General features: G+C 65.7%; 25 protein-coding genes. 7 read left to right on the top strand and 18 right to left on the bottom strand.

The window, feature by feature from the left end:
- Nucleotides 1-4 precede the first annotated feature (4 nt).
- From arsB to ACT4ML_RS11445, 4 genes are all read right to left on the bottom strand, one after another.
- Entirely contained in the window at nt 5-1165 is a 1161-nt protein-coding gene (gene arsB / locus ACT4ML_RS11460) for an ACR3 family arsenite efflux transporter (RefSeq protein ID WP_444720983.1), read from the bottom strand.
- Nucleotides 1158-1553, bottom strand: a complete 396-nt coding sequence (locus ACT4ML_RS11455) for an ArsR/SmtB family transcription factor (RefSeq protein WP_444720982.1) — start codon at nt 1551-1553, stop codon at nt 1158-1160. The genes arsB and ACT4ML_RS11455 overlap by 8 nt, the downstream gene beginning before the upstream one ends.
- Before the next feature lie 547 nt (nt 1554-2100).
- On the bottom strand, nt 2101-2490 hold the full coding sequence (gene fer / locus ACT4ML_RS11450; RefSeq protein ID WP_138243398.1) for a ferredoxin Fer: 390 nt from the start codon (nt 2488-2490) through the stop codon (nt 2101-2103).
- A gap of 248 nt (nt 2491-2738) precedes the next feature.
- A complete protein-coding gene (locus ACT4ML_RS11445) occupies nt 2739-3920 on the bottom strand; it encodes an anion permease (protein WP_444720981.1) in 1182 nt (393 codons plus the stop codon).
- A gap of 371 nt (nt 3921-4291) precedes the next feature.
- Here ACT4ML_RS11445 and ACT4ML_RS11440 point away from each other — a divergent pair, with 371 nt between their 5' ends.
- Entirely contained in the window at nt 4292-4609 is a 318-nt protein-coding gene (locus ACT4ML_RS11440) for a hypothetical protein (RefSeq protein WP_444720980.1), read from the top strand.
- Between the two features lie 65 nt (nt 4610-4674).
- On the opposite strand, the gene ACT4ML_RS11435 is transcribed toward ACT4ML_RS11440, so the two are convergent.
- From ACT4ML_RS11435 to ACT4ML_RS11420, 4 genes are all read right to left on the bottom strand, one after another.
- Entirely contained in the window at nt 4675-5859 is a 1185-nt protein-coding gene (locus tag ACT4ML_RS11435; RefSeq protein ID WP_444720979.1) for an anion permease, read from the bottom strand.
- A 103-nt stretch (nt 5860-5962) separates the two neighbouring features.
- Nucleotides 5963-6784: an ABC transporter permease gene (locus ACT4ML_RS11430; protein WP_444720978.1), complete on the bottom strand. Its 822-nt coding sequence runs from the start codon at nt 6782-6784 to the stop codon at nt 5963-5965.
- Nucleotides 6784-7452: an ABC transporter ATP-binding protein gene (locus tag ACT4ML_RS11425; RefSeq protein ID WP_444720977.1), complete on the bottom strand. Its 669-nt coding sequence runs from the start codon at nt 7450-7452 to the stop codon at nt 6784-6786. The genes ACT4ML_RS11430 and ACT4ML_RS11425 overlap by 1 nt, the downstream gene beginning before the upstream one ends.
- Before the next feature lie 78 nt (nt 7453-7530).
- On the bottom strand, nt 7531-9387 hold the full coding sequence (locus ACT4ML_RS11420) for an SLC13 family permease (RefSeq protein WP_444720976.1): 1857 nt from the start codon (nt 9385-9387) through the stop codon (nt 7531-7533).
- 63 nt (nt 9388-9450) lie between these two features.
- On the opposite strand from ACT4ML_RS11420, the gene hisA reads away from it, so the two are divergent.
- Together hisA and ACT4ML_RS11410 are read left to right on the top strand one after the other, a co-directional pair.
- A complete protein-coding gene (gene hisA, locus ACT4ML_RS11415) occupies nt 9451-10260 on the top strand; it encodes a 1-(5-phosphoribosyl)-5-[(5-phosphoribosylamino)methylideneamino]imidazole-4-carboxamide isomerase (RefSeq protein ID WP_444720975.1) in 810 nt (269 codons plus the stop codon).
- Nucleotides 10261-10348: 88 nt separating this feature from the next.
- Nucleotides 10349-10522 carry a hypothetical protein gene (locus ACT4ML_RS11410; RefSeq protein WP_444720974.1) on the top strand — a complete coding sequence of 58 codons (174 nt, stop codon included), beginning with the start codon at nt 10349-10351 and terminating at the stop codon, nt 10520-10522.
- Nucleotides 10523-10745: 223 nt separating this feature from the next.
- On the opposite strand, the gene ACT4ML_RS11405 is transcribed toward ACT4ML_RS11410, so the two are convergent.
- The gene (locus tag ACT4ML_RS11405) at nt 10746-12242 is read right to left on the bottom strand and encodes a TrkH family potassium uptake protein (RefSeq protein WP_444720973.1); all 1497 of its coding nucleotides are present in this window, start codon (nt 12240-12242) and stop codon (nt 10746-10748) included.
- 107 nt (nt 12243-12349) lie between these two features.
- Entirely contained in the window at nt 12350-12610 is a 261-nt protein-coding gene (locus ACT4ML_RS11400) for a hypothetical protein (protein ID WP_138243390.1), read from the bottom strand.
- Nucleotides 12611-12885: 275 nt separating this feature from the next.
- Between ACT4ML_RS11400 and hisB the strand changes: the two genes are divergently transcribed.
- Nucleotides 12886-13473: an imidazoleglycerol-phosphate dehydratase HisB gene (gene hisB, locus ACT4ML_RS11395; RefSeq protein ID WP_444720972.1), complete on the top strand. Its 588-nt coding sequence runs from the start codon at nt 12886-12888 to the stop codon at nt 13471-13473.
- Nucleotides 13474-13699: 226 nt separating this feature from the next.
- On the opposite strand, the gene ACT4ML_RS11390 is transcribed toward hisB, so the two are convergent.
- Nucleotides 13700-14488, bottom strand: a complete 789-nt coding sequence (locus ACT4ML_RS11390) for a hypothetical protein (protein ID WP_444720971.1) — start codon at nt 14486-14488, stop codon at nt 13700-13702.
- Nucleotides 14489-14634: 146 nt separating this feature from the next.
- Here ACT4ML_RS11390 and ACT4ML_RS11385 point away from each other — a divergent pair, with 146 nt between their 5' ends.
- Nucleotides 14635-15138, top strand: a complete 504-nt coding sequence (locus ACT4ML_RS11385; protein WP_138243387.1) for an amino acid-binding protein — start codon at nt 14635-14637, stop codon at nt 15136-15138.
- Between the two features lie 18 nt (nt 15139-15156).
- On the opposite strand, the gene ACT4ML_RS11380 is transcribed toward ACT4ML_RS11385, so the two are convergent.
- Nucleotides 15157-15567: a DUF7522 family protein gene (locus tag ACT4ML_RS11380; protein WP_444720970.1), complete on the bottom strand. Its 411-nt coding sequence runs from the start codon at nt 15565-15567 to the stop codon at nt 15157-15159.
- A gap of 192 nt (nt 15568-15759) precedes the next feature.
- Between ACT4ML_RS11380 and ACT4ML_RS11375 the strand changes: the two genes are divergently transcribed.
- Complete coding sequence (locus ACT4ML_RS11375) at nt 15760-16377, top strand: IMPACT family protein (RefSeq protein WP_444720969.1); 618 nt, start codon at nt 15760-15762, stop codon at nt 16375-16377.
- 40 nt (nt 16378-16417) lie between these two features.
- Here the strand turns inward: ACT4ML_RS11375 and ACT4ML_RS11370 are convergent, their stop codons facing one another.
- The 4 genes from ACT4ML_RS11370 to ACT4ML_RS11355 form a co-directional block, all read right to left on the bottom strand.
- The gene (locus ACT4ML_RS11370) at nt 16418-17299 is read right to left on the bottom strand and encodes a hypothetical protein (protein WP_444720968.1); all 882 of its coding nucleotides are present in this window, start codon (nt 17297-17299) and stop codon (nt 16418-16420) included.
- A 52-nt stretch (nt 17300-17351) separates the two neighbouring features.
- Nucleotides 17352-20054 (bottom strand): TRAP transporter permease, encoded by a 2703-nt coding sequence (locus ACT4ML_RS11365; protein WP_444720967.1) that lies wholly within the window; start codon nt 20052-20054, stop codon nt 17352-17354.
- Nucleotides 20051-20524, bottom strand: coding sequence for a DUF1850 domain-containing protein (locus ACT4ML_RS11360; RefSeq protein ID WP_444720966.1), 474 nt, complete (start codon nt 20522-20524; stop codon nt 20051-20053). The genes ACT4ML_RS11365 and ACT4ML_RS11360 overlap by 4 nt, the downstream gene beginning before the upstream one ends.
- 105 nt (nt 20525-20629) lie before the next feature.
- Entirely contained in the window at nt 20630-21580 is a 951-nt protein-coding gene (locus tag ACT4ML_RS11355) for a TAXI family TRAP transporter solute-binding subunit (RefSeq protein ID WP_444720965.1), read from the bottom strand.
- A gap of 160 nt (nt 21581-21740) precedes the next feature.
- Between ACT4ML_RS11355 and ACT4ML_RS11350 the strand changes: the two genes are divergently transcribed.
- Entirely contained in the window at nt 21741-22019 is a 279-nt protein-coding gene (locus ACT4ML_RS11350) for a YgaP family membrane protein (protein ID WP_444720964.1), read from the top strand.
- 83 nt (nt 22020-22102) lie between these two features.
- Here the strand turns inward: ACT4ML_RS11350 and ACT4ML_RS11345 are convergent, their stop codons facing one another.
- On the bottom strand, nt 22103-22480 hold the full coding sequence (locus ACT4ML_RS11345; protein WP_444720963.1) for a cupin domain-containing protein: 378 nt from the start codon (nt 22478-22480) through the stop codon (nt 22103-22105).
- A 63-nt stretch (nt 22481-22543) separates the two neighbouring features.
- Nucleotides 22544-23221 carry a uracil phosphoribosyltransferase gene (upp, locus tag ACT4ML_RS11340; protein WP_444720962.1) on the bottom strand — a complete coding sequence of 226 codons (678 nt, stop codon included), beginning with the start codon at nt 23219-23221 and terminating at the stop codon, nt 22544-22546.
- Nucleotides 23222-23357 lie beyond the last annotated feature (136 nt).

Genomic DNA, 23357 nt, shown 5'->3' with positions numbered 1-23357 from the left:
GTAGTTAGTCGTCGGTCGGTGAGTCGGCCGTCGTCGGCTCGAGGCTGCCGGTGTCGAAGCCGCGCCAGTCGAAGCGGCGCTGGAAGTACAGCGCGACGTTGACCAGCGCGAGCAACACGGGGACCTCGATGAGCGGGCCGACGACGGTCGCGAAGGCGACGCCGGAGCCGACGCCGAACACCGCCACGGCGACGGCGATCGCGAGTTCGAAGTTGTTCGAGGCCGCGGTGAAGCCGATCGCGGTCGTCGTCGAGTAGTCGGCCCCGATGCCCCGGCCCATGCCGAAACTCACGAAGAACATGACGACGAAGTAAATCGTCAGCGGCACCGCGATCAGGAGGGCGTCGCCCGGCGCGGCGACGATGTTCTCGCCCTGCGTGGCGAACATGACGATGACGGTAAACAGCAGGGCGACCAGCGTCAGCGGATCGATTTTCGGGATGAACGCCTCGTCGTACCACTCCTCGCCTCTCGTTCGGGTGCCGGCGTAGCGAGTGAGCAGTCCGCCGGCGAAGGGAATGCCGAGGAAGACGGCGATGGCTCTGAAGACCTGCACGGGCGAGACGTCGAAGGTCGTGATGCCGGCGACGAGCGACTCCATGCCGAGCAGCGGCGGGAGGAAGAGGCCGAAGAACCAGACGTACACCCCGTAGGTGACGATCTGGAAGAGACTGTTAAACGCCACGAGACCGGTCACGTACTCGGTCGATCCCTCCGCGAGTTCGTTCCAGACGAGCACCATCGCGATACACCGGGCCATCCCGATGAACACGAGCCCGAGGAAGTATTCGGGGCGGGCCGGCAGGCCGGGAACGAGGCCGCTGAAGAAGAACACCGCGAGCCCGAACATCAGCGTCGGGCCGATGAGCCAGTTCTGGACGAGACTCAGCCCGAGCACGCGCCAGTTGCTGAACACCGTCGGGAGCCGCGAGTAATCCGCCTTCGCCAGCGGCGGGTACATCATCGCCACGAGCCCGATCTCCACGAGGTGGAGGTCCCGGATCGGCTCGGTCACCGACGGTGCCGCGTAGCCGAGGCCGACACCGATGACCATCGCCGCGAAGATCCACACGGTGAGATACTTGTCCAGAAAGTCCATCGAACGCGGGTCGCCGCAGCTCTCGCAGCCGCAGTCCGGCCCGTGTTCGTGGGTCGCGTTACTCATGAACAGTCCCTTCAAGGACGGTCACGAGGGCGACGGCGCGGTTGGTCGCCCGATATTTCTTCCAGCGGCCGTCCTTCCGCCCGTCGACGAGTCCGGCGTCGACGAGGTGGGAGAGCGCGTGACTGAGCCCGCTCTCGGTCACGTCGACGACCGCCTGTAGCTCGCAGACACAGAGCTCCTCTCCGGCCGCGACGAGGGCGCGGACGAGCGTGTACCGCGTCTCGTTTGCCAGCGCCGAGAGCACGTCGAGTTCCGTCTCGACCCGCTCCGCGCCGATCGCCGCCTCGAGCGTCTCGAGTTCACCCAGCCGCCGTTCGACGTCCTCCTCGCGACACGCGTCGAGTTCGTCCTCGAGATAGCGTTGTAATCGGTCCGTGGCTTGTCCCATCAGCCTCGAGTTGAGCGGTAGTTCAATTAATAGCTTTGGTCCGACAGTGGATTGGACGATATATCGGCCGATGTTGCGAAGACTGAGCTATCCGGCAATCAGTCGGCCTAACTTAATTGAGTAGATACGCAACTGTATGTCGAACGAATCGTCCACCCGATCCTACGTCGTCTCACGCGCGAGCGAACCGGTTCGGAAACAGCGAGACGGAACGGCATTTACCGGTGCGTTCGGTCGACGGACCGGGGAGTCGGATCGCTGCTTCGTCGAGGGACTCCGACCGGCGTCTACGATCTGCTCGGCGGTGCGACGGTACTGATCGATGCCGTCGTCACGATCGAGTAACGCGGGTCGCTGCGCTTCGACCCGCTCTCTCCGACCGAAACGGGGCGATAGATCTCGAGCACGGCGATACGGTGGTCGCCGAGCACCGGCACCGCGGTCAGCCTCGAGAACGCGCCGGTCGCGGACACGTCAGTAACGAGAGTGAAAACGCGATCCCGAAGTCGGGATCGCCGGCAACAGCGCACGAAGCGCCGGTGTCAGTTTAAATGACGCGGTTCTGCAGGTAGTCGAGGTGCTTTGCGTTGTAGACGATCTTGACCTCGTCGGTCTCGGCCGATCCGATACAGGTCAGACGGACGTTCTTCTCCTCGACCTCCTCGTCCGAGAGGATCTGCTGCATGTCCATGTCGATCTCGCCCTCGAAGACGATCGCTGCACAGTTCGCACAGGCACCGGCGCGACACGAGAACGGCCAATCGTAGCCCTGAGCCTCGGCCGCCTCGAGGATGTATTCGCCCTCGGCGACGTCGAGCGTGCCGTAGTCCTCCTCGTCGAGGCCGGCGTCTGCGGCCTGCCCGAAGAGGTCGTCGTCGTCCATGTCCCAGCCCTGGTCGTCCAGTACTTCGTAGTTGAGGTATTCTACCGTGGGCATCACTCGGCGATTCGTGGGCCGCACTGGTATAGCTTGCTGTTCAGTCCTAAATTGTCTTTGAGTCAGAATTGGCCAATTAGAAGGAAAGAACCCCCCGATTCGTTACAAGAACGGGGATCGAAGGGAAGAGGAAACAGAAATGTACGAACCTGTTCGACGGAGCGTCGCGTTTGTTGCCGGATGCGAAATCGGTGGCCATCGTCGTGTCAGCGAGGGTCCGACGCCGGACGATCGATACCGGGCAGTCATCAGAGCGGCACGAAGAGGAAGAACCCGTACGCCAACCCGGCCGAGGCCGAGGGGCCGATGATCCAGAACGCGACGAACCGCGCGACGGCGTCCGGTCTGACCAGATCGTCCGCCTCGAGGACGTCGTCCGGTTCTTCCTGTCCGATTTTGGGCACGTCGTCGGGCGTCTCCTGTGTCAGGACGTTCGTCGAGAGCTCGAGCGTGTCCTCGCCGCGTGCGAGCCCGGCGATGCTGGCGGTGCGGCTGGCCCGGCCCCAGCCCAGCCCGACGATGGTCATCACGGTCGCCATCACGAGGCTGATCGGGATGCCGATCGCCGAGAGGAAGGTGGTGATCGAGGCGGCGGTGACGGCGACGATCAGCGCCGCCAGCAGCGGGAGTTCGGTGAGGTCGTTGCCGACGGCCTCCATCGTTCGGCGGGCGATCGTGAAGCCGCCGAGGCTGATCGCGAGCGCGCCGATGGCGATGCCGAGGTCCGTGCCGTCGTAGCCGCCGACGTCGAGCGCGCCGCTACCGACCAGCGGCGCGACCGCGTTCGCGACGTTGCTCGCGCCCGCGCCGAAGGCCATGTAACACGCGATGACGACGATCAGGATCGTCGTCGTAAGCTCCTTCCCCGTCGTCCCCGGGCCCATCGCCGGAGTGGGAACGAGACCGGAGCGCTCAAGGGTGAGCAGCGGGCCCTCGGACTGGCGGATCTCGAAGTAACGATCGAGATGCGGGTAGATGTAGCGACCGACGAGCCCGCCGATCCAGAAGGCGATGATCGGGGTGACGACCCACCACGAGACGATCCGCCCCATCACGACCATGTCCAGCGTTTCGGTCGCCAGCCCGAGGCCGGCGATCGCGCCGACGGCGGTCATCGACGTCGGAACGGGGACGCCGAAGAGGTTCGCGAGCAGCATCCCCAGCCCGATGAAAAACAGGACGACGATGCTGGCCTGCAGCGTGAAGACCTCCGCCGGAACGATGTCGCCGCCCATCGTCTCGATGACGTTGCGGCCGACGGTCCAGCCGCCGATGAAGACGAAAATCGACATGAGCGCCGCGGCCGCCGTCTTGCCGATGACGCCCGCGCCGACGGCCGGACCCCACGCGATCCCGGTCGAGGAACCGCCGATATTGAACCCGACGAAGACGGCCACGACGATCCCGACGAGGAGAATCGCGGAAACCATACCCGAAGCCATTCTACCCGCCCGAAAAGACGTTTCGGGAAGTCGATATGACTGTCATCGGCTGCGATAGATGCGGGCCGTCGGTTCTGTCGAGAAGGACCACGCTCGAGGTGAACTCGAGCGTACCGACCAACGCTTCCGGACGGCGCTGTTAGTGTCAGGTATTCTTGAGTCTCTACTGTTCTCTATAGTTACTGTAAATCAGACCACCTTCTGGACACTGAACCGAGGACCGCATTTGGTCCCGGAGGAGTGGAACAAACAGGAGGATGAAACCGTTCAGAGAGCCGCTCAGCCGACGTAGCTATCTATCTAATGCACAGCTGATAGAATAGAAATGTTTTTCATACCACATTTGTATTTTCTATATAATGTCTAATGGGATATCTATTCGGCGTGAGGGGTGGACAGAAGTGGTTCTGTTTCTGCTAGTGACGGTCGTGATTTCCTTTGTCTGGGTTACGAACGGAATGCATGTAAGCTATCTCGCCAGTATTTTCGGTCTCGGAGTCGGTCTGTCGGTATATTTCGTCGATAGGCTGTCACTGAGACCCTTGATAGAGCTACCAGTCGTTCTGGTATTGTGTATTCTGCTCGCCGTATTCGTTGTTGAGGAAGCATTAATTTCCGGGGCTGTCGCTGCATGTGTAGCCATAACTGCAGCAAAAGCATACGACGTATATCTGTAGTTTCAGGTGAGAAAGGCATCAACCGAACGACAGAGAGGCCATCGTCCAGTCGAACGCCGATCCGATCAGAAGCCGAAGATCGGCACGAACCGGAACGTGAGATAGGCCCCGATCGTCGAGATGGCCGGCACGACGTTCTGCATGAGGATCACGCGGGCCGTCGTCGAGGGGTCGAACAGGTCCGACGCCTGCGGGATGTCCTCGACGTCCTCCTCGCCGATCTCGGGGGAGCGTTCGCCCTCCTCTTCGGCGGTCAACGCGCCGACGGAGACGCGGGTCTCCTCGCCGGCCCGAACGCCCGAGAGGGTCGTCGTCCGCGTGGCTCGCCCCCAGCCCAGCCCGACGATGCTCATCGTCGCGATGACGACGAAACTCGCGGGGATCCCGATCGACGAGAGGCCGATGACGATCCCGGAACTGATGACGGCGACGACGATCGCCGCGGTCAGCGGGAGGTTCGTGATGTCGTTGCCCAGCGTGTCGAGGGTGCGGCGAGCGATCGTAAAGCAGCCGACCGCGACCGCCGCCGAGCCGATCAGGATCAGCGGGATCATATCGACGTCACCGGTGCCGTAGATCGGCGCGATCGCGTTGGCGATGTTACTCGTCCCCGAGGCGAAGCCCATGAGACAGCCGATCCCGACGACGACGAGCGCGCCGGTGATCTCCCGGCGGTCGGCGTCGGCGCCGAACCGGAGTCGCGGGACGACCCCGGATCGATCGATCGAGACCATCGGTCGACCGCCCTGCTTGCTTTCGATAGCGATCCAGGCGTTGATCTGTGGATAGAAGTACCGACCGACCACGCCGGCCACCCAGAACCCGAGGATCGGCGCGACGATCCACCAGACGGCGATCTCGCCGAGCTCGTTCCAGTTGAGTTCGCCGGTTGCAAAGCCCAGCGCGGCGATCGCGCCAACGGCGGTCATCGACGTCGAGGCGGGGACGCCGGCGTAGTTACCGACGAACAGCGCGCCGCCGATGAAGAAGAGCACGGCGACGTTCGAGCGCAGCGTGAAGATGGAGGTGTCGGTAACGAGTTCTTCGCCGAGCGTCATGACCACCTTCGGACCGATCGTGTAGGCTCCGAGAAAGAAGAAGATCGACATCAAGCCGGCGGCCATCACCTTCGTGATCACGTTCGCACCGACGGCCGGACCGAACGCGGGACCGGTCGTCGAGCCGCCGATGTTGTAGCCGACGAAGATTGCAGTCAGAATGCCGACAATGAGCAGCGGTTCCGCGTTCACGCTCGGTAGTCACGCGATCCGATACTAAAAATACGCCTATTCGTTCCGGTCCGTGAGACGAGCGTCGCGACCGGCCTCGCCCGGGCCGACGGGTTGGCGGAGTCTACGCGGATTCCCCGTCGATCCGCTTTAGCTGCTCGGCGTCGGTGAAGACGTACTTGCCGATCAGCAGGCTGCTGGTCATGCTCGTCAGCCCGCCCGCGGCGAATATCATCGCCATGATGACGAACTGGTAGAGCGCGGCGTACAGCGGGTTCTCGCCGCCGAGGATCATCCCCGCCATGATGCCCGGGATCCAGACCCAACCGAGGCTCTTCAGCGAGTCGATGGTCGGGATCAGTGACGCCCGAACGCCGGTCTTGACGTGTCTCGAGACGACTGCGTGAGGCGGCGCGCCGAGCGCGAGACCGGCCTCGATCTCGGTCCGGTTGTCCTCGATCTCGTTTTTGAACCGGTCCAGCGCGAGCGAGTTCGCCTTCATCGCGTTGGCGATGATCATGCTCCCGACGGGGACCAGATTGCGCACGGTCGTCTCGATCGCCCCCGCGAGCGCCATCGTGGAGATGACCAGCCCCGAGCCGACGACGATCGCGACGAACGAGACTCGGATCACTCCCGGGAGCCCCTCGCCGCGGTTCTTCGAGATCCAGGTCGCGCCGGTCATCATTCCGAGGAGGATGACGATGCTCCACGCGAACTCGGCGGTGAGCAGGAGGCCGACGATCGACCCCATCGTCACGATCTGGACGAACCCGCGGACGAGCGCGACGCCGAGTTCCCGCTCGAGCGAGAGCCCGCGGAGATGCGAGAGGCCGACCACGAGCGCGGCGAGGACGGCCGCGACGGCGACCTGTCCGAGTCCCCTGCGGAGGACGGGGTCGGCAAACTGCGCGCCGAACTCGGCGGCCGACGACAGCGCCGCCATCAGGCGAGCACCTCCGCGACCGGCCCGAGTCGCTCGACGCGTCCGTCGCGCAGCGACAGCACCCGGTCGGCGAGTCGCCGGGCCTGTGGCTCGTCGTGGGTGACCATCACGACCGTGAGGTCGAGGTCGCGGATGAGCTCCGCGAGGAGGTCCTCGACGCGCTCCTCGGACGCGGAATCGAGGTGCGAGGTCGGCTCGTCGAGCAGGAGCACGTCGGGCTCGTTGTAGAGGGTCCGAGCGATGGCGACGCGCTGTCGCTCGCCGCCCGAGAGGACCTCGACATCGCGCTCGGCGTACCCCTCGAGGCCGAGGCGCTCGAGCAGTCGGCCGACGGCGGCGTCGTCGACCGGCTCGTCGCGGAGCAGGGCGCTCCGGGCGACGTTTTCCGAGACGGTTCCGGGAACCAGCGCGGGGTCCTGTGGCACGAGACCGACTCGCTGTCGGAGCGTCTGCGGCGGGATCGACCGGTAGTCCGTCCCCTCGAGTAGCACCGTTCCCTCCGTGGGTTCGTCGAGTCGGTTGAGCAGTCGGAGCAGCGACGATTTGCCCGCGCCCGAGGGACCGACCACGACCAGCACCTCGGATTCGGCCACCGCGACGGAGACGTCGTCGACGATCCGGTCGCCGTCGACGACCCGCGTCAGGCTCCGCGTCTCGAGTATCGTCATTGTCGGTGAATCCGACTCACGATCGGAAGTGCGGTTCGATCAACGAGCGGGAGGCGGCCGCATGGATCGGGGCGGGGCTCAGACGCCCCAGAAGAACGCGATGCCGAGGACGGTCACGATCGAGAGCACGAGTTGCAACGGCGCGCCGATCCGCGCGTAGTCGCCGAAGCGGTAGCCGCCGGGGCCGTAGACGAACAGGTTCGTCTGGTAGCCGATCGGGCCCAGAAAGGCGGTGCTCGCGGCGAAGGTCACCGCCAGCACGAACGCGAACGGGTTCGCGCCGATGCCCGCCGCGGCGGCCGCCGCGACCGGGATGAGCAGCACGACGCTCGCGTTGTTACTGATGACCTCCGTGAGCAGCCCGGTCAGGATGTAGAACAGCCACAGTACCGCGATCGGCGGCAGAAAGCCCGCCGACTGGACGACCAGCCACGCGAGGTAGCCGGCCGCGCCCGACCCCTCGAGGGCGACCCCCAGCGGGATCACCCCCGCGAGCAGGAAGATGATGTCCCACTCGACGGCGTCGTAGAGTTCGTTCGGCTCGAGGACGCCCGTGACGACCATCGCGACGACGCCGGCGAGTGCGGCGATGAGGATCGGGTAGATCTCGAGGGCCGCGACGGCGACGACGCCGATCATGATGGCGACGGCGATCGGTGCCTTGTCGGTCCGGTAGTCGGGGCGAGGCGGTTCGCGGGCGACGATCACGTCCTTCCCTCGAGCGAGTCGGTCGAGCGTGTCCGGCGGGGCCTGTACGAGCAGCGTGTCGCCGACGCCGAGCCGTCGTCCGACGATGCGCTCGCCGACGAGTTCGCCGCGGCTCCGCAGTCCGAGGACGGCGGCGTCGTACTCCTCGCGGAACGCCTCGAGGTCGAGGCGCTCGCCCACGAGCCGCGAGTCGAGCGAGACGACCAGTTCCGTGAGCACGCCGTCAGAAGTCGGGAGGTCCGCCGCACCGTTCGGTCGGCCGACGGGTTCGACCCCCTCGGCGTCCTCGAGCGTCGCGATCGCGTCCCGGTCCGTCCGGACGACGAGCACGTCGCCCTCCCGAAGGGAAGTCGCCTGTCGCGGGGCGACCGAGCGCTCCCCGGCGCGGACTACCTGCACGACGTCGATATCGGGACCGAGCGTCTCGCTCGCGTCGCGGACCGTCTCGCCGACCAGCGGGGAGCCGGGGACGACGGCCACGTCGGCCACGTAGTCGCCGACCGCGTAGGACTCGAGGTAGTCGGCGCGCGGCGGGACCCGCTCGGGCAGGAGGTAGTGGCCGACGAAGATCAGGTACAGCGAGCCGACGACGACGACGATGGCACCGAGTTGGGTGAACTCGAACATCGAGAACCGGTGGAGTTCGGGATACTCGGAGCCGAGACGGGCACTGACATCGCTCGCGAGGATGTTCGTCGAAGTGCCGATGAGCGTGAGCATGCCCCCCATCTGCGAGGCGTAGGAAAGCGGGATCAGCAGCTTCGAGGGCGACGTGTTCCCCCTGTTCGCGACGTCGGTGACGACCGGCACCAAGAGTGCGACGACCGGCGTGTTGTTCAGGAAGCCGGAGACGGGACTGGTCGCGGCGACGACCGCGAACAGCTGCTTTCGGAGACTGTCGCCCGCGAAATCCGCCATTCGGCGCCCGAGTTCCTGGACGATCCCCGTCCGGCTGATGCCGCCGCTCAGGATGAGCATCGCCAGCACGGTGATCGTCGCCTCGTTCGCGAACCCGGAGATGCCCGTCTCGGGATCGACGCCGGTCCACGGCTCGAGGACGACGAGGATCACGATCAACAGGATCGCGGTCACGTCGATCGGCAGGCGCTCGGTGAGAAAGAGGACGAGCGCGACGGCGACGACGCCGAAGACGACGAGCATGTCGGTCGTCACGTCGGACTGGGTCGCGGTCGCTTGGGCGAGGAAATCGCACGCCGACAGCGCCATGAGACGACCCACATCGACCGCACATGTAACAATTCTGTTGAGATAGGGGACAGTGTCGCGGCGATGTCGGTCGGCGAAACCGTCGCCTTTACTCGCGTCGGCCTCGCGGACACGGGTATGACCAGCGACGACACGAGCGGCGAGTTCGGGGCGTTCGAGGTGATTCCGGCGGTCGACATTCAGGACGGTGAGGTCGTCCAACTCGTGCAGGGAGAACGCGGGACCGAGAAGAGCTACGGCGACCCCGTCGAGGCCGCCCGGCGATGGATCGACGCCGGCGCGGAAACGCTCCACCTCGTCGACCTCGACGGCGCGTTCGAGGGCGAGCGGGCGAACGCCGACGCCATCGAGGCGGTGATCGACGCCGTCGACGTGCCGACGCAACTCGGCGGGGGAATCCGTACGGCCGAGGACGCGATCGACCTGCTCGAGCGCGGCGTCGACCGCGTCATCCTCGGCACTGCGGCGGTCGAGAATCCGGAGATCGTCGCGGAAATCAGCGAAACGCACCCCGACAGCGTGGTCGTCAGCCTCGACGCGAAAGACGGCGAGGTCGTCGTCGAGGGCTGGACCGAAGGCGCCGGGATTTCGCCGGTCGAGGCCGCCGAGCGATACGCGGAACTGGGGGCCGCCGCGATCCTCTTCACCAACGTCGACGTCGAGGGCCGACTCGAGGGCGTCGCGGCCGATCCCGTCCGCGAACTGGTCGATGCGACCGAAATCCCCGTGATCGCCAGCGGCGGGGTGGCGACACTCGAGGACGTGCGCGACCTCGAGGCGGCCGGCGCGGCGGCCGTCGTCGTCGGGAGCGCACTCTACGAGGGGAACTTCACGCTCGCGGAAGCGCAGGCTGCGATCGACGCGAGCGAGTAATCGCGACGGTCTCCCACCGTCTCGGTCCGGCGAGTCGTCCCCTCGAGTGACGCTGGATTGAAGCTGTCGAATATCGAATCAGAAACCGATGGCCGACCGCGACTACCACCGGTCCGATCACGTCCGGATGGCCGCCGTGTTCGCCCTCCTGCCGCCGATGATATTCGTCGGCCCGCTCGCCGCGATTCTCGGACTCGCAGTCGGACTGTTCCTCTGTCCCGACGGCGACTCGAACGACGGTGCGCTGTCCGGGACGGCGTAAGCGATTGAAAACAGGCTATGTTCGGTGGCCGGGAGCACGGCTCGAGCAATGCGAGAGCCGTGCGACTCGGGGAAGGGCAGGCGGTTTACCGATATCACCGCGAGCGAAGCCGCAGGCTGAGCGAGCGGGCCGACGACCGACCTGTAAGGGAGGGAGGAGTGCTTTTCATCAAAGTTTTGCCGAGTGCGGTCGCTTCGCGACCGCACGCAGCGCAAAAGTTTGGTTAGGAACGCCAAAACTCTGGGGTCAACAGCACGAGAACGGGGATGATCTCGATGCGACCGATCCACATCATGACGATCATGATCGCACGGGTCAGCGGCGAAAAGGCCAGGTAGTTGTCGAACGGGCCGGCGACGCCGAACGCGGGGCCGATGTTGAGGAAGATCGAGGCGGCCGCGCCGAGGGCGTCGAACTCGTCGACCGGGGTCCCGACGCGGGCGGCGTCGACGACGATCACGACCGTGAGCAGGAAGAAGATGACCAGCGCGAGGGTGACGTACGTGAAGACGTCGCCGATCGTCTCCTCGTCGACAACCGAGTCGTCGAGCCGGAGCGGCCGCACGGCGTTCGGGTGAACGGCGGTGAACAGGGTCCGGCGGAACCCCTTCAGAATGACCAGCCAGCGGAGCGACTTGATCGAACACGTCGTCGATCCGGCCATCCCGCCGGTGAACATACAGAGGAACAGCATGTGCTTCGCGCCGGGCGACCAGAGATCGAAGTTGACCGAGGCGTAGCCCGTCGTCGTCAGCATCGAGACCACGTTGAACAGCCCGTGACGGATCGTCGGCTCGACGCCCATCGCGAGATCGGGGTCGAGCACGAGCATGGCGACGACGATCGCCGTGATCGACGCGAGGAGGCCGACGTAGAACCGGAATTCGTCGGACTCGAGCGGCCGGCGGATATCGCCCTGCGTCACGGCGTAGAGGAGCACGAAGTTGGTCGCTCCGAGGAACATGACCGGGATCAGCGTCCACTGGACCGAAGCGGAGAACGCGCCGATGCTGTCGGGTTGGGGCGAGAATCCGGCGGTGGAGACGCTGGTGAGCGCGTGCGCGACGGCGTTGTAGAGGTCCATCTCCGGCGCGAGACCAACGAGGGAAAGCGCGAAGAGGGCGAGCGTCGTGAGGACCGTCAGGCCGATGTACAACCCCCAGATGAGGCGTGCGGTCTCGTCGAGATGGGGGCGGAGCTTGTGGACGTTCTGCGTCTGCGTTTCGGTCTCCATCAACTGGGCACCGCCGACGAGCAGGTGAGAGAACAGGCCGATGGCGACGATCAGGATCCCGAGGCCGCCGAGCCACTGGAGGACCGCCCGCCAGAGCATGATCGCCCGCGAGTGCGCGCCGAAGTCCTCGATGACGGTCGCGCCCGTGGTCGTCACGCCGCTGGTGCTCTCGAAGACGGCGTTGACGGGTCGTGCGAGCACCCCGTCGCCCGCGATGAGAAACGGGATCGCGCCGACCAGCGCGACCCCCAGCCACGTCAGGGCGACCATCAGGAACGCCTCCCGCTGTTGAATCTCGCGATCGGCGGTCAATCTCTCGAGAGCGGTTCCGAAGACGACGGTGACGGCGATGGTGAGGAAAAACGGGACCGGGTCGTCGCCGTCGACGAGCGAGAGGGCGAGCGGTCCACCCAGTGGGACGGCGAGCCACTTCAGGACCGTCCCGGTGAGGCTACAACTCGAGCGCCAATCGACGCGAATCGTCATCGACTGTCTGCACGTGTACTGCGAAGCGGGATAACAGTTCGGCAGAAAACGGTCCGCACGGAACAGTCGAGATCCGGGGGACGGGGCTCGAATTCGACGCGGCGGACTCAGCTATCGTAGCCGTGGCCGGCGTAGAGGGCGAAGACGTTAGCCAGCAACAGGACCCCGAAGGTCAGCGTGACGGTCGGATCGCCGAGTCCCTGTGCGAGGAGGGGGAGGTGCACGAAGGGCAGAGCGATGGCGACCCAGAACGACAGGAACTGGGCGGGGCCTTTGATCGAGCGGACGACGCGGCGGGTGCGCTGGGGCTCCGTCTCAGGGCTCGACGGGGGGATCGATTCGTTCGAAACGGGGGAGGGGTTGGACATGGGATCGGGACACCTCTTCTCAACTACGACATTCACCCTACCCATCATATAATCGGCTGAAGATTGGCGTGGTTTCGGTCCGTTTCACCCCCGTAATGGGATCGAAATGACGTTTTTAAACGCCCTCAGAAACCGTTAGACGTTTTATAGCCCTTTTTGATTTATTTTTCCGAATGTGGGACGCGCACAGCAGGATTCGGCCAACGTCCCCGGTCGGTGACCGGCTGCCGGCGACGAGCGGAATCCCCTTGTACCGGGAACGGTATGGATCTAGCATGAGCGAGCGAACGGCGACGATCACGCGCGAGACGGCCGAGACGGCGATCGAGTGCACGCTCGAGATCGACGGGAGCGGCGCGGCCGCGGTCGACACCGGGATCGGCTTCTTCGATCACATGCTGACGTCGTTCGCCAAACACGGCCTGTTCGACCTCGAGGTCGACTGCGACGGCGACCTCGAGATCGACGACCACCACACGGTCGAGGACGTCGCGATCGTGCTCGGGGAGGCCGTCGACGAGGCGCTGGGCGATCGCTCGGGGATCGTCCGGTACGCGGACCGGCGGGTGCCGCTGGACGAGGCCGTCGCGGGCGCGGTCGTCGACGTGAGCGGGCGACCGCGGTTCTACTTCGACGGAGAGTTCTCGCAGGCAGAAATCGGCGAGTTCACCAGCGACATGGCGCGTCACTTCGGAGAGTCGCTCGCGATGAACGCCGGTCTGACGCTGCACCTCGAGGTCGACGGTGAGAACGCCCACCACGAGGTCGAGGCGCTGTTCAAGGCGCTCGCACGAAGCCTCGACGACGCGACGCGGCTCGACGAGCGGCGGGACGGAACTCCCAGTACGAAAGGGACCCTCTAGTCGTCGACGACCGGCCACCGGTACTCGGCCGGGTCGTCGCGCGTCAGCCGTCCGGTACCGTCGTGGACCGCGATATCGCCGTCCTCGAGCCCCCGTTCGAAGTCATCTCCCTCGGTTCACCAGCCTGAGAGAGTACGAGCACCTCGAGCAGCCACCACAGCGCCGACGCTCCGTAGAGGACGAACCGTGCGCAGTCGGTCGCGCCGGCGGTCGGACCGGTCGTGATTCAGGGACGGCGGAGCAGTCCCCCTTTCTCGACGAACTCGCCGTCCTCGACGGCGTAGTCGACGATCGCCTCGACCTCGTGACTCTCGAGGTCGTAGGCGCCCGCGGCCAACTCTTCGACGGCGGTCCGTTTCATCGGGAACTCGCGGTTGCGAAGGAGTCGGACGACCTTGTTGTACGCCGTCGGCGGGCGGTTGCTCGAGCCAGTCGACTCGGCGTCGTCCGCGGCCGCTGCGTTCGACGCGTCTCCCGTCTCCGTCGGCTCTTTCGACGTCGCTCCGTCCGCCGGTTCGTCGCCGTCTTCGTCCGCCGACCCAGCGGCGTCGTCGTCCGTTCGCTCGTCGCGTTCGAAGGTGATGCCGCCCTCGAGTCCCGGCTCTGCGTCCGATTCGGAGTCGGAATCGGGATCGGCCTCGTCGGCGGGCTGGGATGTCGTCCCGTCTTCGGACTCCGCGGGCGTCTCCGAGACGGTCGCGTTCGGACTGGTCGTCCGGGGTCGTTTCTCCGTCGATTCGTCGGCGGTAGCGACGACGGCTCCCGAACCGTCGGTCTCGTCGTCGCCGGTCGAATCGCGGTCGCCGTCGGCGGGACCGGTTTCGGACCGGGCTCCGCTCTCGGCCCCGGCGCGGGCGAGCAGCGGTTCGAGCAGCGTCTCGAGTCGATCTTTGCAGTCGGCACAGGGGACGACGCGGCGCTGTTCGGCCTCGGTCGGCTCGAGTTCGGGCGGGACGATCTCGAACGCGCCGACGGCCTCGGCGTCACAGAAGTCACAGCTCCGGAGTTCGCGCATAGTGTCGGCTCTCACGGGGACGGTAAAAAAGCATCCGTCAGACGGAGTGTCCCACGGATCGCTCGCGGCTGCGATGGAACGGCGGAATCGCCGCTCGAGACCGATCACCGGACATTATACCGGAGCGGCCGTACACTCGGCAACGAATGTTCGACGAGATCATGGAGAAATTCGAGGGATCGCCGAGCCAGCAGGCGGTGATCCGGCTGCTGCTCGAGCGGGGGTTCTCCGTCAACGACGACGGGCGGGTCGTCTCCGGCGGGATCGAGATCCCGAACACGGGGATCGCCCGCGAGATCGGTGTCGACCGACGGGTCGTCGACTCCACGACCGATGTCATCCTCGAGGACGACGAACTGCGCCGCATCTTCCAGAACATCTCGCAGGTACCGAGCCTGATGGATTTAGCGCCGGTCTTGGACCTGACGGTGCTCTCGATCGAGGTGATCGACGCCGAGCGGGAGGGGATCGTCGCGCAGGTCACCGGGACGCTGGCCGATCACGGCATCTCGATCCGCCAGACGATCAGCGAGGACCCCGAGTTCACGGACGAGCCCCGGCTCTACCTGATCACCGACGAGGAACTCCCCGGCGAGACGATCACCGCGATTCGCGACCTCGAGTTCGTCCGGAAGATCGAGATCCAGTGATCGGCGGTCGGCTCGGGGTCAGTCCCCGTCCGCGTCGACGTCGACGGTGTCCGCGAAGTCGTCGAGGACCGACTCGAGGGCGCTCGTGAGTTCCTCGAAGCGCTCCATGGACATGTCGTCGGTCGTCACCCAGACGCCGTGTGGGCCGCGGATGACCCGCGACAGGTAGCCGTTCTCGAACATGCGGATCGTCGCCTGATACTCGCCGAGTTGCGTGTTCCGGTAGGCCGACTGGGAGCGAAAGCCCAGCCGCTCGTGTTCGGCGAAGCCGATGAGGTCGGCGGTCTGCTCCAAGTCCGACCGCAGATACAACTGCTCGACGTCGGCCTCGGTGAAGTAGGTGATACTGCGCAGTTCGTCTCCGACCGTCGTCCGGCAAACGCTGCGGAGTTCGTCCGCCAGTTCGGCGTCGATAGTCTCGCCGTCCATGTGTGCATATAACACATGGAACAGTAATAGCGTACGGGTCGGGGCGAAACGTCCTGCAACCGTCCCCGACGACCGAACCGCGGGGACCGACGGGCTCTTTTCGCCGGCCGGGGTAGCACCGACCATCGCTATGGCCAGCCTCGAGCACCGAAACCGGCAATGTGGCCGACGAGACGCGGAGCGTGAGCGGGCGTGAGCGACGCGTACCGAACCGTCGCGGAGTCCGCCACCGCCGAGTTCGTCGTCCAAGGGTCCGAGTTCCTCGGCCACGTCCAACCCGTCGAATCCGTCGACGCCGCCGAGTCGTTCGTCGAAACCGTCCGCGAGGAGTACGCCGACGCCACCCACAACGTCCCCGCCTACCGCGTGCGGACCGGCGACGACGGGACCCACGGCCACTTCCTCCGGGAGTACTCGAGCGACGACGGCGAGCCCTCCGGCTCGGCCGGCAAGCCGGCGCTGAACGTCCTGACCCAGCAGGACCTCGAGAACTGCGCGATCGTCGTGACCCGCTACTACGGCGGGACGAACCTCGGCGTCGGCGGCCTCGTCCGGGCGTACTCCCGTGCGGTGAAAGAGGCGGTCGAGAAAGCCGGCATCGTCGAGGAACACCCCCACGAGCAACTGCGGATCACCGTCGAGTACGACGACTCGGGGACCGTGCGGTCGATTCTGGAGAGCGAGGGCTACGAGTTCGAAGCCGACTACGCGGCCGCGGTCAGTTTCGACGTGCGTGTGCCACTCGCCGACGGCGAGGCGCTCCGGGACCGGATTCGGAGCGCGACGAGCGACCGCGCCGACCTCGAGTGAGGCGGCCGACGGCTGAAAGACGGCGGCCGCTGGTGGACCGTTACCGTGTCCAAACGCCGGGTGCGTCGTCCGGCAGGCGGCCCTCGATTTCGGTCTGAAGCGCCTCGAGGTCCTCGAGTTCGTCGCGATCGAAGCGAACGTCGAGGAAGCCGCGATCCACCACGAGTTCGTCCTCGCGTAGCCGCACGTGCGAGATGTCAGTCCACGGGACGAGCGAGCGCGTGTACGGCCGCCGTTTGACGAGCCCGGCCTCGTAAACCCGGACTTCGGGCGCGTCGCTGAGCGACCCCACGCGCCATCGGCCCTCGGCGAGGCCGCCACAGACCCAGAATATCGCCAGCCCGAACCACACGATCGACGGCGTCCAGTCACCCGCGGCGGCGTTCGCCCCGCCCAACAGGAGCCACAGCGCGAGCACGACGGCATCCAGTATCGGATTGCCCGGCGGGGTCCACGGCCACGCGGCCGCGGGGTCGTCACCTGTGATCGCGTCGACGTACCGGGTCTGTGCGACCCACCCCAGCAGCGAGCCGGTGACGGCGACGGCGACCGCCGCGACGAGCGCAACGGGCGCGAGCCGCGACTCGAGCGCTCCGAACACCGATACGACGGCCACCGCTCCGAACGGGACGGCAAGCGCGACGACCGCCGCCCGACGGCGACGGGTTCGACCGATCCGACCCGCGAGTCCGCGGACGCGCCTCGCGATCGCGATTCCAACGAGACAGCCGCTCGAGAACCCGGCGACGGCCGCACCGGGCACGAACAGTAACGGGGCGGTAGTGAGCGCGGCGACGACCGCCGCGATGCCCGCGAGGAGCGCGCCGACGTATCCACCGAACGCGAGTTGAAATGCCGCGTCCGGTCGGTCGTCGGTGCTGCCAGCGGTGTCGCTCGAGGCGATCGGCTTTCGGTCGGACACGGGTACGCGTTCGACCGCTCGTGTTAAAATAGTAACCGAATCGGAGAGCGGGTTACGCGTCCGCCGTCGGAGCGGAGACGTCCGTCTCGGACCCCGGCAGTCGAGAGCGGTTACGTTGGGAGAGACCGACGAGAATCACCAGCCCGACGGCTCGCAACAGGAGCGTGACCGTGAGACCGGTGAGGCCAATGGAGACGCCGGCCAGGGAGAGCACTGCCTCGACGATGAGCAGGGGAATTTCGGGGACCATCAGCAGGATCGACGCGATCGCGTACAGCGTGCGATTCCCGGAGTCGACCGGCGAGAACTGACAGCCGATGATCGTCACGCCGAGGGCGTAGACCCCGAGGAACATCCCGAGGACCGGGACCACGACTTCGGGGAGGAAGAAGCCGAGATCCGAGACGTCGGCCAAGCCGATAACGCCCCATCCGTCGCCCGTTTCGCGGACGAGCAGGATGCCCGGCGAGAAGACGAAGGCGAAGGGGACGAGGATCTTGTTCAGCGAGAGCAGGAACGCGCTGATCGCGGTCTTGAGTTCGTCGGCCTTGGCGATGCCCGCACCGGCGAAGGCGGCGACGGCGACGGGCGGCGTCACGTCCGCCATCAGCCCGAAGTAGAGCACGAAGAGGTGGGCGGCGAGGACCGTCCCGACGGCCTCCTCGATCGGCCCGCCGAGCATCGCGACCAGGATGATGTACATCGCGGTCGTGGGCATCCCCATCCCGAAGATGATCGACGCGATCCCGGTGAGGACGAGCAAGAGCAGGATCGAACCGCCGCTGACGGCCGAGATGAGCGCGGCGAGGTTCGGCCCCAGTCCGGAGACGCTGATGACGCCGGGGACGACGCCCGCCGCGGCGACCGCGATAACGACCGTCGTCGCGGTGCGTGCGCCGGACTCCATCGATTTCAGCACGAACGTGCCGAGTCGATAGCCGGTGTTCTCGGCGAGCGACGGCCGGTTGATCGCCGCCGCGGACCGCTGTGCGGACTCGTCGACCGCCTCGTCCAACTCGAGCAGCGGCGAGTCCGCGCGCGGTCGAGCGAGCAGGAAGGCGACGCTGACGAGGATCGCGATCAGCCCGAGGTCCGACACCGCGGCGGACGCTGCGGCACCGAGCGAGTACGGATCGGCCGCCGACTCGAGACCGAGTAGGACCTGTCCCGCGCTCGCGAGTCCGACCCCGTAGGTCGCGAAGGCCGCGAGTTGGGCGACGAAGAGCGCGGCGATCGATCCTAGCAGCGGGACGGCGTTCCGCTCGTTGTAGGCGGCGACGACCGCGACTAGCGCGACGATGGCGAGGATCGTGTACCAGCCGGCGCGAGCGATCGAGAGGCGAGCGAAGACGAGGAAGTAGATCAGGAGCGCGATCGGCACCAGATAGAACCAGCCTGTCCGGAGCGCGTCGAGGGCGTCGGGCAGTTCCGCGCGCGGCAGTCCGCCGATACCGCCGCGGACGGCCTCGAAGTGAACCATCACCCACATCCCGAAGAAGAACGCGATGGCGGGCAGGGTCGCGGCAACGATCACGTCCGGGTACGGTGTGCCGGTGTACTCGACGATGAGGAACGCGGCCGCCCCCATCACCGGCGGCAGGATCTGTCCGCCCGACGAGGCGGAGGATTCGACGGCCCCGGAGAACTCGGGCGAGTAGCCCGACCGTTTCATCAGCGGGATCGTGAACGCACCGGTCGTGACCGTGTTCGCGATCGACGAGCCGCTGAGCATCCCCATGAAGCCGCTCGAGACGACGCTCGCCTTCGCCGGGCCGCCCTTCCGGGTCCCGGTCGCCGAGTAGGCGAGGTCGATGAACCACTTGCCGGCGCCGCTCATCTCGAGGAACGCACCGAAGAGGACGAAGATGTAGATGAACCGAACGCTGACGGTGACGGGCACGCTGAATATGCCCGCTTCGACCGTGTACCAGAGGTTGTAGACGATGCTGCCCCACGTTTCGGGGAGGATCGAGAGCGCGCCGATCGGCGAATCGCTCGGGATGACGTATCCCCACCGGGCGTAGGCGATGAACAGGCCGACCAGCGACATGAGGTGGACCCCGAGGGTCCGTCTGGTCGCCTCGAGGACCAACAGGATACCGAGCGTCCCGAGGAGGAACGCGTAGGAGACGCTATCGAGCGGAATGCCGACCATCGTGGCGGCAGTGACCAGCGGCTCGAGGAAGGGATACATCTCGTGGAGCGGGCGGGCACCGTGGATCCCGAGGACCGCGAACTGCTGAATCTCCTCGATCTCGGTGACGATGTAGTACGTGGGAAGGATCGAGAGGACGACGAGCGCGACGTCGACCGGCGTGATCCGATTCATCTCGGGATCGACGGCGGCCCAGCGGACCCCGTCCGCGAGTCGCGTCGCCGCCCTCGAGAGCGGGTGATCCGGCCCGAGCTTCGACTGGAGGGCGGGCGAAATCCGACCGAGCCGTCTGGCGACGAACCCGTCTCCCCGGCTCCCCGGGAAGAGCAGGAACGCGAGGATCAACGCGAACGTGACGTGGATCGCGTTGACCTGTAGCTGTTGGAGCGAACCGAGGGAGAATTCGCCGACGACCGGCAGCGTCGCGCCGAACTCACGGCTGCGCGCGGCGAGCCACAGTTGAAACGCCGAAAACAGGATGCCGACCAGCGCGACGGCGACGACCGCGGGACCCCGAAGGGTGCGGCGGCGCTCGACTTCCTGCATGATTTCTTCTTGCTCTTCCTCCGAAACCGCGTCCGTATTCGTATCAATGCTCATAGGGAGTCAGAATATCGTCCGTCGTCGAGTTTCGAATCGGCCGCCGTGAAACGGTCGGTCAGGAGGGCCGTATCGAACAGTCCGCCGTCGACGGAGATATCGACGGGCCCGTCGGACCGCTCGACCAGATCGTACCGCTCACCGTCGATCACGAGTTCGTGACCGGCGATCGAGCCGGGCGCGACCGGGACCGCCTCGTAGGTATCGTTGCGCGTCACGACGAGTCCCTCGTCGGTCCGTTCCATCGACTCGGCGGCCGGGAGCCCCGCGCCGTGAGAATGGAACACCATCCGATCCATCCGGAGGACGTCATCCTCGACGACGTACACGTCCTCGACCGGCGTCTTTTCGACACTATGGGTGTACGCCAGCGTTACCTCGTCACCGTCGTCGACGGGGACCTCGAGCAGGCGCTCGCCCGAATCGGCATCGGTGACGACGAGCGTCTGCCCGCCCGAAGCCGATGACACGACGGCTGCCGATCCGAGGAGGGCGGCAACCACTACGAGTGCGGCGATAGCGACGGACCGTCTGGTCGGTCGTTGCATATAACTTATCGAAGGTGACCCGGTGCGTTATCCGAAGTACGCTTCGGCGCCGGGGTGGAGGTCGATCGGCATCCCCTCTTGGGCCGAGTCGGCGCTGATGAAGTCCGTCTTGTAGTTGAGATCGTCAGTGTTGTCGAAGATCGCCGCCGTCACCGTTTCGACGACATCGTCTTCGACCCCGTCGTGGGTCGCGATCATCGCCTGGACGGAGACGGTTTCGACATCGGCGTCGACGCCGTTGTAGGTGCCGGCGGGAACGGTATCGTCGGCGAACCACTCGGCCTCGGATCGAATGTCCTCTCGGAGGTCGCCCGAGATTTCGACCAGACTGATATCGTTGCTCGTCGCGAGGTCCTCGATGGAACCGACCGGCCAGCCGCCGACGACGAACGCCGCGTCGATATCGCCGTCCCGGATCTGGTCGGCCGCCGTATCGAAGTCGGCGTTTTGCTCCTCGAAGTCGTCTTCCGTGATCCCCGCGGTCTCGAGGATCTGGAGGGCGTTGACCTGCGTCCCGCTACCGGGAGCGCCGGTGTTGATCGCCGCGCCGTCGAGGTCCTCGACGGACTCGATTCCCGAATCGGCCTGCGTGATGACGTGGATCGTCTCGGGGTACAGCGTCGCGACGCCGCGGATGTTATCCATCCCCTCGCCTTGGAGTTCCTCGATACCGGTTCCGTTCGTCGCGAAGTACGCGATATCGTTCTGGATCAGCGCGAAGTCGGCCTCCTCTCGGTTGAGGCTGCTGACGTTTTCGACGCTGGCCCCGGTCGACTTCACCTGCAGGGAGTAGTCCGTGTTGTCCTCGAGGATGTCCTTGAAATTCCCCGAAAGCGGATAGTACGTTCCGCCGGTGCCGCCGGCGTCCCACGAGAGCGTGTTACCGTCCCCTTCCCCACCGAGACAGCCGGCGAGGCCGGCAATCCCAGTAATACCTGCCGCCTTCACGAAAGATCGTCTGTTGAAATCGTATGACATACTCCGAGCCGTAGTAACGGAGCCATATATAGATTTTTGATTGTCAATCATAATCCGAATGCTGCTACGGATACACACACGGTTGAGGTTGATTGGCAGATGTTCGTTCACTAATAAATCAGTTTCCACAACCTTATATCCTTAAACGTGTATTATGGTCATGAACGGGCCGAACGCGATCGAAACGGCGGAACTCGGGACCAGTTATTCCCGCATCGAGGTCGTCCGCCCGCCCATGGACCGAAACGTCGGCGGATTCGACCGGTTCGGCCGCCTCGTCCTCGCGGCGATACTCCTCGTCGTCGGCTACCGAAATCGGGATCGGACGCTCGGCACGCTGGCGTTCATCGCCGGTAGCGACGTCCTCGCAACCGCGATCATCCAGCGGTGTCCGGCGAACGCGGTGCTGGGAATCGACACCTGCGGGACCGGAGAGTAACGATCTGGGACGAGACGACCGGGTGCACGAGGCGAGACAACTGCTCGAGACCCGCTCGAGACCGGTCGAAAATCGCGCGACGCTCACTCCTCGGGCTCGTACGGGACGGCGTCGCCGTCGACCGGCGGCGCGCCGACCGCGATCACCGAGACCGCGTCGTCGGCGTCGTCGGGGTTGTACGCTCGCTGGGGCGCGCCGGGTTCGACAGCGAACAGCGACCCCTGCGGGACCGTAAACTCCTCGTCGGGCGTCTCGACGTGAAGCGTTCCGGAAAGGACGACGAACGCCTCCTCTTGGGTTTCGTGATAGTGATAGGCCAGCGGCAACTGCTCGCCCGGCTCCGCATCGAACCGGTTGATCGCGACGGTTTCCATGCCCGCCGCGTCGCTCAGTCGGCGGAGATCGCAGGGTCGTTCATCGACTCGCTCGAGGTTGTCCGGATCGACGACGCTGTAACGCATGGAGAGTCGATTCGAGGCGATCCGCAAAAGTCCGTCGCCACCCCTTGGGACCCGAGCCGCCGCTCAGGTCGTCCGGAACGCCCGGTCGCCGGCGTCGCCGAGCCCGGGGACGATGAAGCCGTCCTCGTCGAGGCGGTCGTCGATCGACACCGTCAGCAGGTCGGCCTCGTCGACCGCTTCGTTGACCCGGAGCAGTCCTTCGGGTGCCGACACCGCGGAGAGGACGATCAGGTTCTCCGGTTGCACGGCGTTCTCGACGACGTGCTCGAGGACGGTACACATCGTACTCCCCGTCGCGAGCATCGGATCGGCGATGATGACCGTGTCCTCCTCGTGGATCTCGGGCAGTTTCACGTAGTCGACGGTGATGGGGAACGAGCCGTCCTCGGCGCGGCCGGCCTCCTCGTCGCGGCTCGCGCTGATGACGCCCTGTCGCGCTCGCGGGAACGCCTTCAGCAGTCCCTCGACAAAGGGCGTCGCGGCGCGGAGCACGTTGATGATGACGACGTCGTCGAGCCCGCGGACGCGCTCGCCCATGGTCTGCTCGAGGGGCGTCTCGATCTCGACGTACTCGGTTTCCATGCGGCCGTCGATGATCTCGTAGCCACAGATCCGGCCGAGTTTGACCAGCCCCTTTCGGAAGCTGACCTGCTCGGTCTCGACGTCGCGCAGGCGCGAGAGCGTGTCCTTCGCCAATGCATGCGTGATGAGATACGCGTTGTCCCGGTCTTCGATCGGCATATCCCTACAGCCACTCGCCGGGTAGTTCACAGTATCGATCACCCGCGAGCCCCGCGCCGGAACGCGATCTCGAGGCATCGACGGCTCGCGAAAGATCGGCTTGAGACCGCTAATACGATTTTACCGAGCCGTGATC

The sequence above is a fragment of the Natrinema sp. LN54 genome (genome assembly GCF_052439245.1).
Classification (GTDB): Archaea; Halobacteriota; Halobacteria; order Halobacteriales; family Natrialbaceae; genus Natrinema; species Natrinema versiforme_A.
Note: the sequence above shows the minus strand (reverse complement) of the source record. Positions and strands in the feature narration are given on the sequence as shown.

Coding starts and splice junctions, on each gene's coding strand:
- arsB (WP_444720983.1), bottom strand. CDS start 1,165: ATGAGTAACGCGACCCACGAACACGGGCCGGACTGCGGCTGCGAGAGC.
- ACT4ML_RS11455 (WP_444720982.1), bottom strand. CDS start 1,553: ATGGGACAAGCCACGGACCGATTACAACGCTATCTCGAGGACGAACTC.
- fer (WP_138243398.1), bottom strand. CDS start 2,490: ATGCCCACGGTAGAATACCTCAACTACGAAGTACTGGACGACCAGGGC.
- ACT4ML_RS11445 (WP_444720981.1), bottom strand. CDS start 3,920: ATGGTTTCCGCGATTCTCCTCGTCGGGATCGTCGTGGCCGTCTTCGTC.
- ACT4ML_RS11440 (WP_444720980.1), top strand. CDS start 4,292: ATGTCTAATGGGATATCTATTCGGCGTGAGGGGTGGACAGAAGTGGTT.
- ACT4ML_RS11430 (WP_444720978.1), bottom strand. CDS start 6,784: ATGGCGGCGCTGTCGTCGGCCGCCGAGTTCGGCGCGCAGTTTGCCGAC.
- ACT4ML_RS11425 (WP_444720977.1), bottom strand. CDS start 7,452: ATGACGATACTCGAGACGCGGAGCCTGACGCGGGTCGTCGACGGCGAC.
- ACT4ML_RS11420 (WP_444720976.1), bottom strand. CDS start 9,387: ATGGCGCTGTCGGCGTGCGATTTCCTCGCCCAAGCGACCGCGACCCAG.
- hisA (WP_444720975.1), top strand. CDS start 9,451: ATGTCGGTCGGCGAAACCGTCGCCTTTACTCGCGTCGGCCTCGCGGAC.
- ACT4ML_RS11410 (WP_444720974.1), top strand. CDS start 10,349: ATGGCCGACCGCGACTACCACCGGTCCGATCACGTCCGGATGGCCGCC.
- ACT4ML_RS11405 (WP_444720973.1), bottom strand. CDS start 12,242: ATGACGATTCGCGTCGATTGGCGCTCGAGTTGTAGCCTCACCGGGACG.
- ACT4ML_RS11400 (WP_138243390.1), bottom strand. CDS start 12,610: ATGTCCAACCCCTCCCCCGTTTCGAACGAATCGATCCCCCCGTCGAGC.
- hisB (WP_444720972.1), top strand. CDS start 12,886: ATGAGCGAGCGAACGGCGACGATCACGCGCGAGACGGCCGAGACGGCG.
- ACT4ML_RS11390 (WP_444720971.1), bottom strand. CDS start 14,488: ATGCGCGAACTCCGGAGCTGTGACTTCTGTGACGCCGAGGCCGTCGGC.
- ACT4ML_RS11385 (WP_138243387.1), top strand. CDS start 14,635: ATGTTCGACGAGATCATGGAGAAATTCGAGGGATCGCCGAGCCAGCAG.
- ACT4ML_RS11380 (WP_444720970.1), bottom strand. CDS start 15,567: ATGGACGGCGAGACTATCGACGCCGAACTGGCGGACGAACTCCGCAGC.
- ACT4ML_RS11365 (WP_444720967.1), bottom strand. CDS start 20,054: ATGAGCATTGATACGAATACGGACGCGGTTTCGGAGGAAGAGCAAGAA.
- ACT4ML_RS11355 (WP_444720965.1), bottom strand. CDS start 21,580: ATGTCATACGATTTCAACAGACGATCTTTCGTGAAGGCGGCAGGTATT.
- ACT4ML_RS11350 (WP_444720964.1), top strand. CDS start 21,741: ATGAACGGGCCGAACGCGATCGAAACGGCGGAACTCGGGACCAGTTAT.
- ACT4ML_RS11345 (WP_444720963.1), bottom strand. CDS start 22,480: ATGCGTTACAGCGTCGTCGATCCGGACAACCTCGAGCGAGTCGATGAA.
- upp (WP_444720962.1), bottom strand. CDS start 23,221: ATGCCGATCGAAGACCGGGACAACGCGTATCTCATCACGCATGCATTG.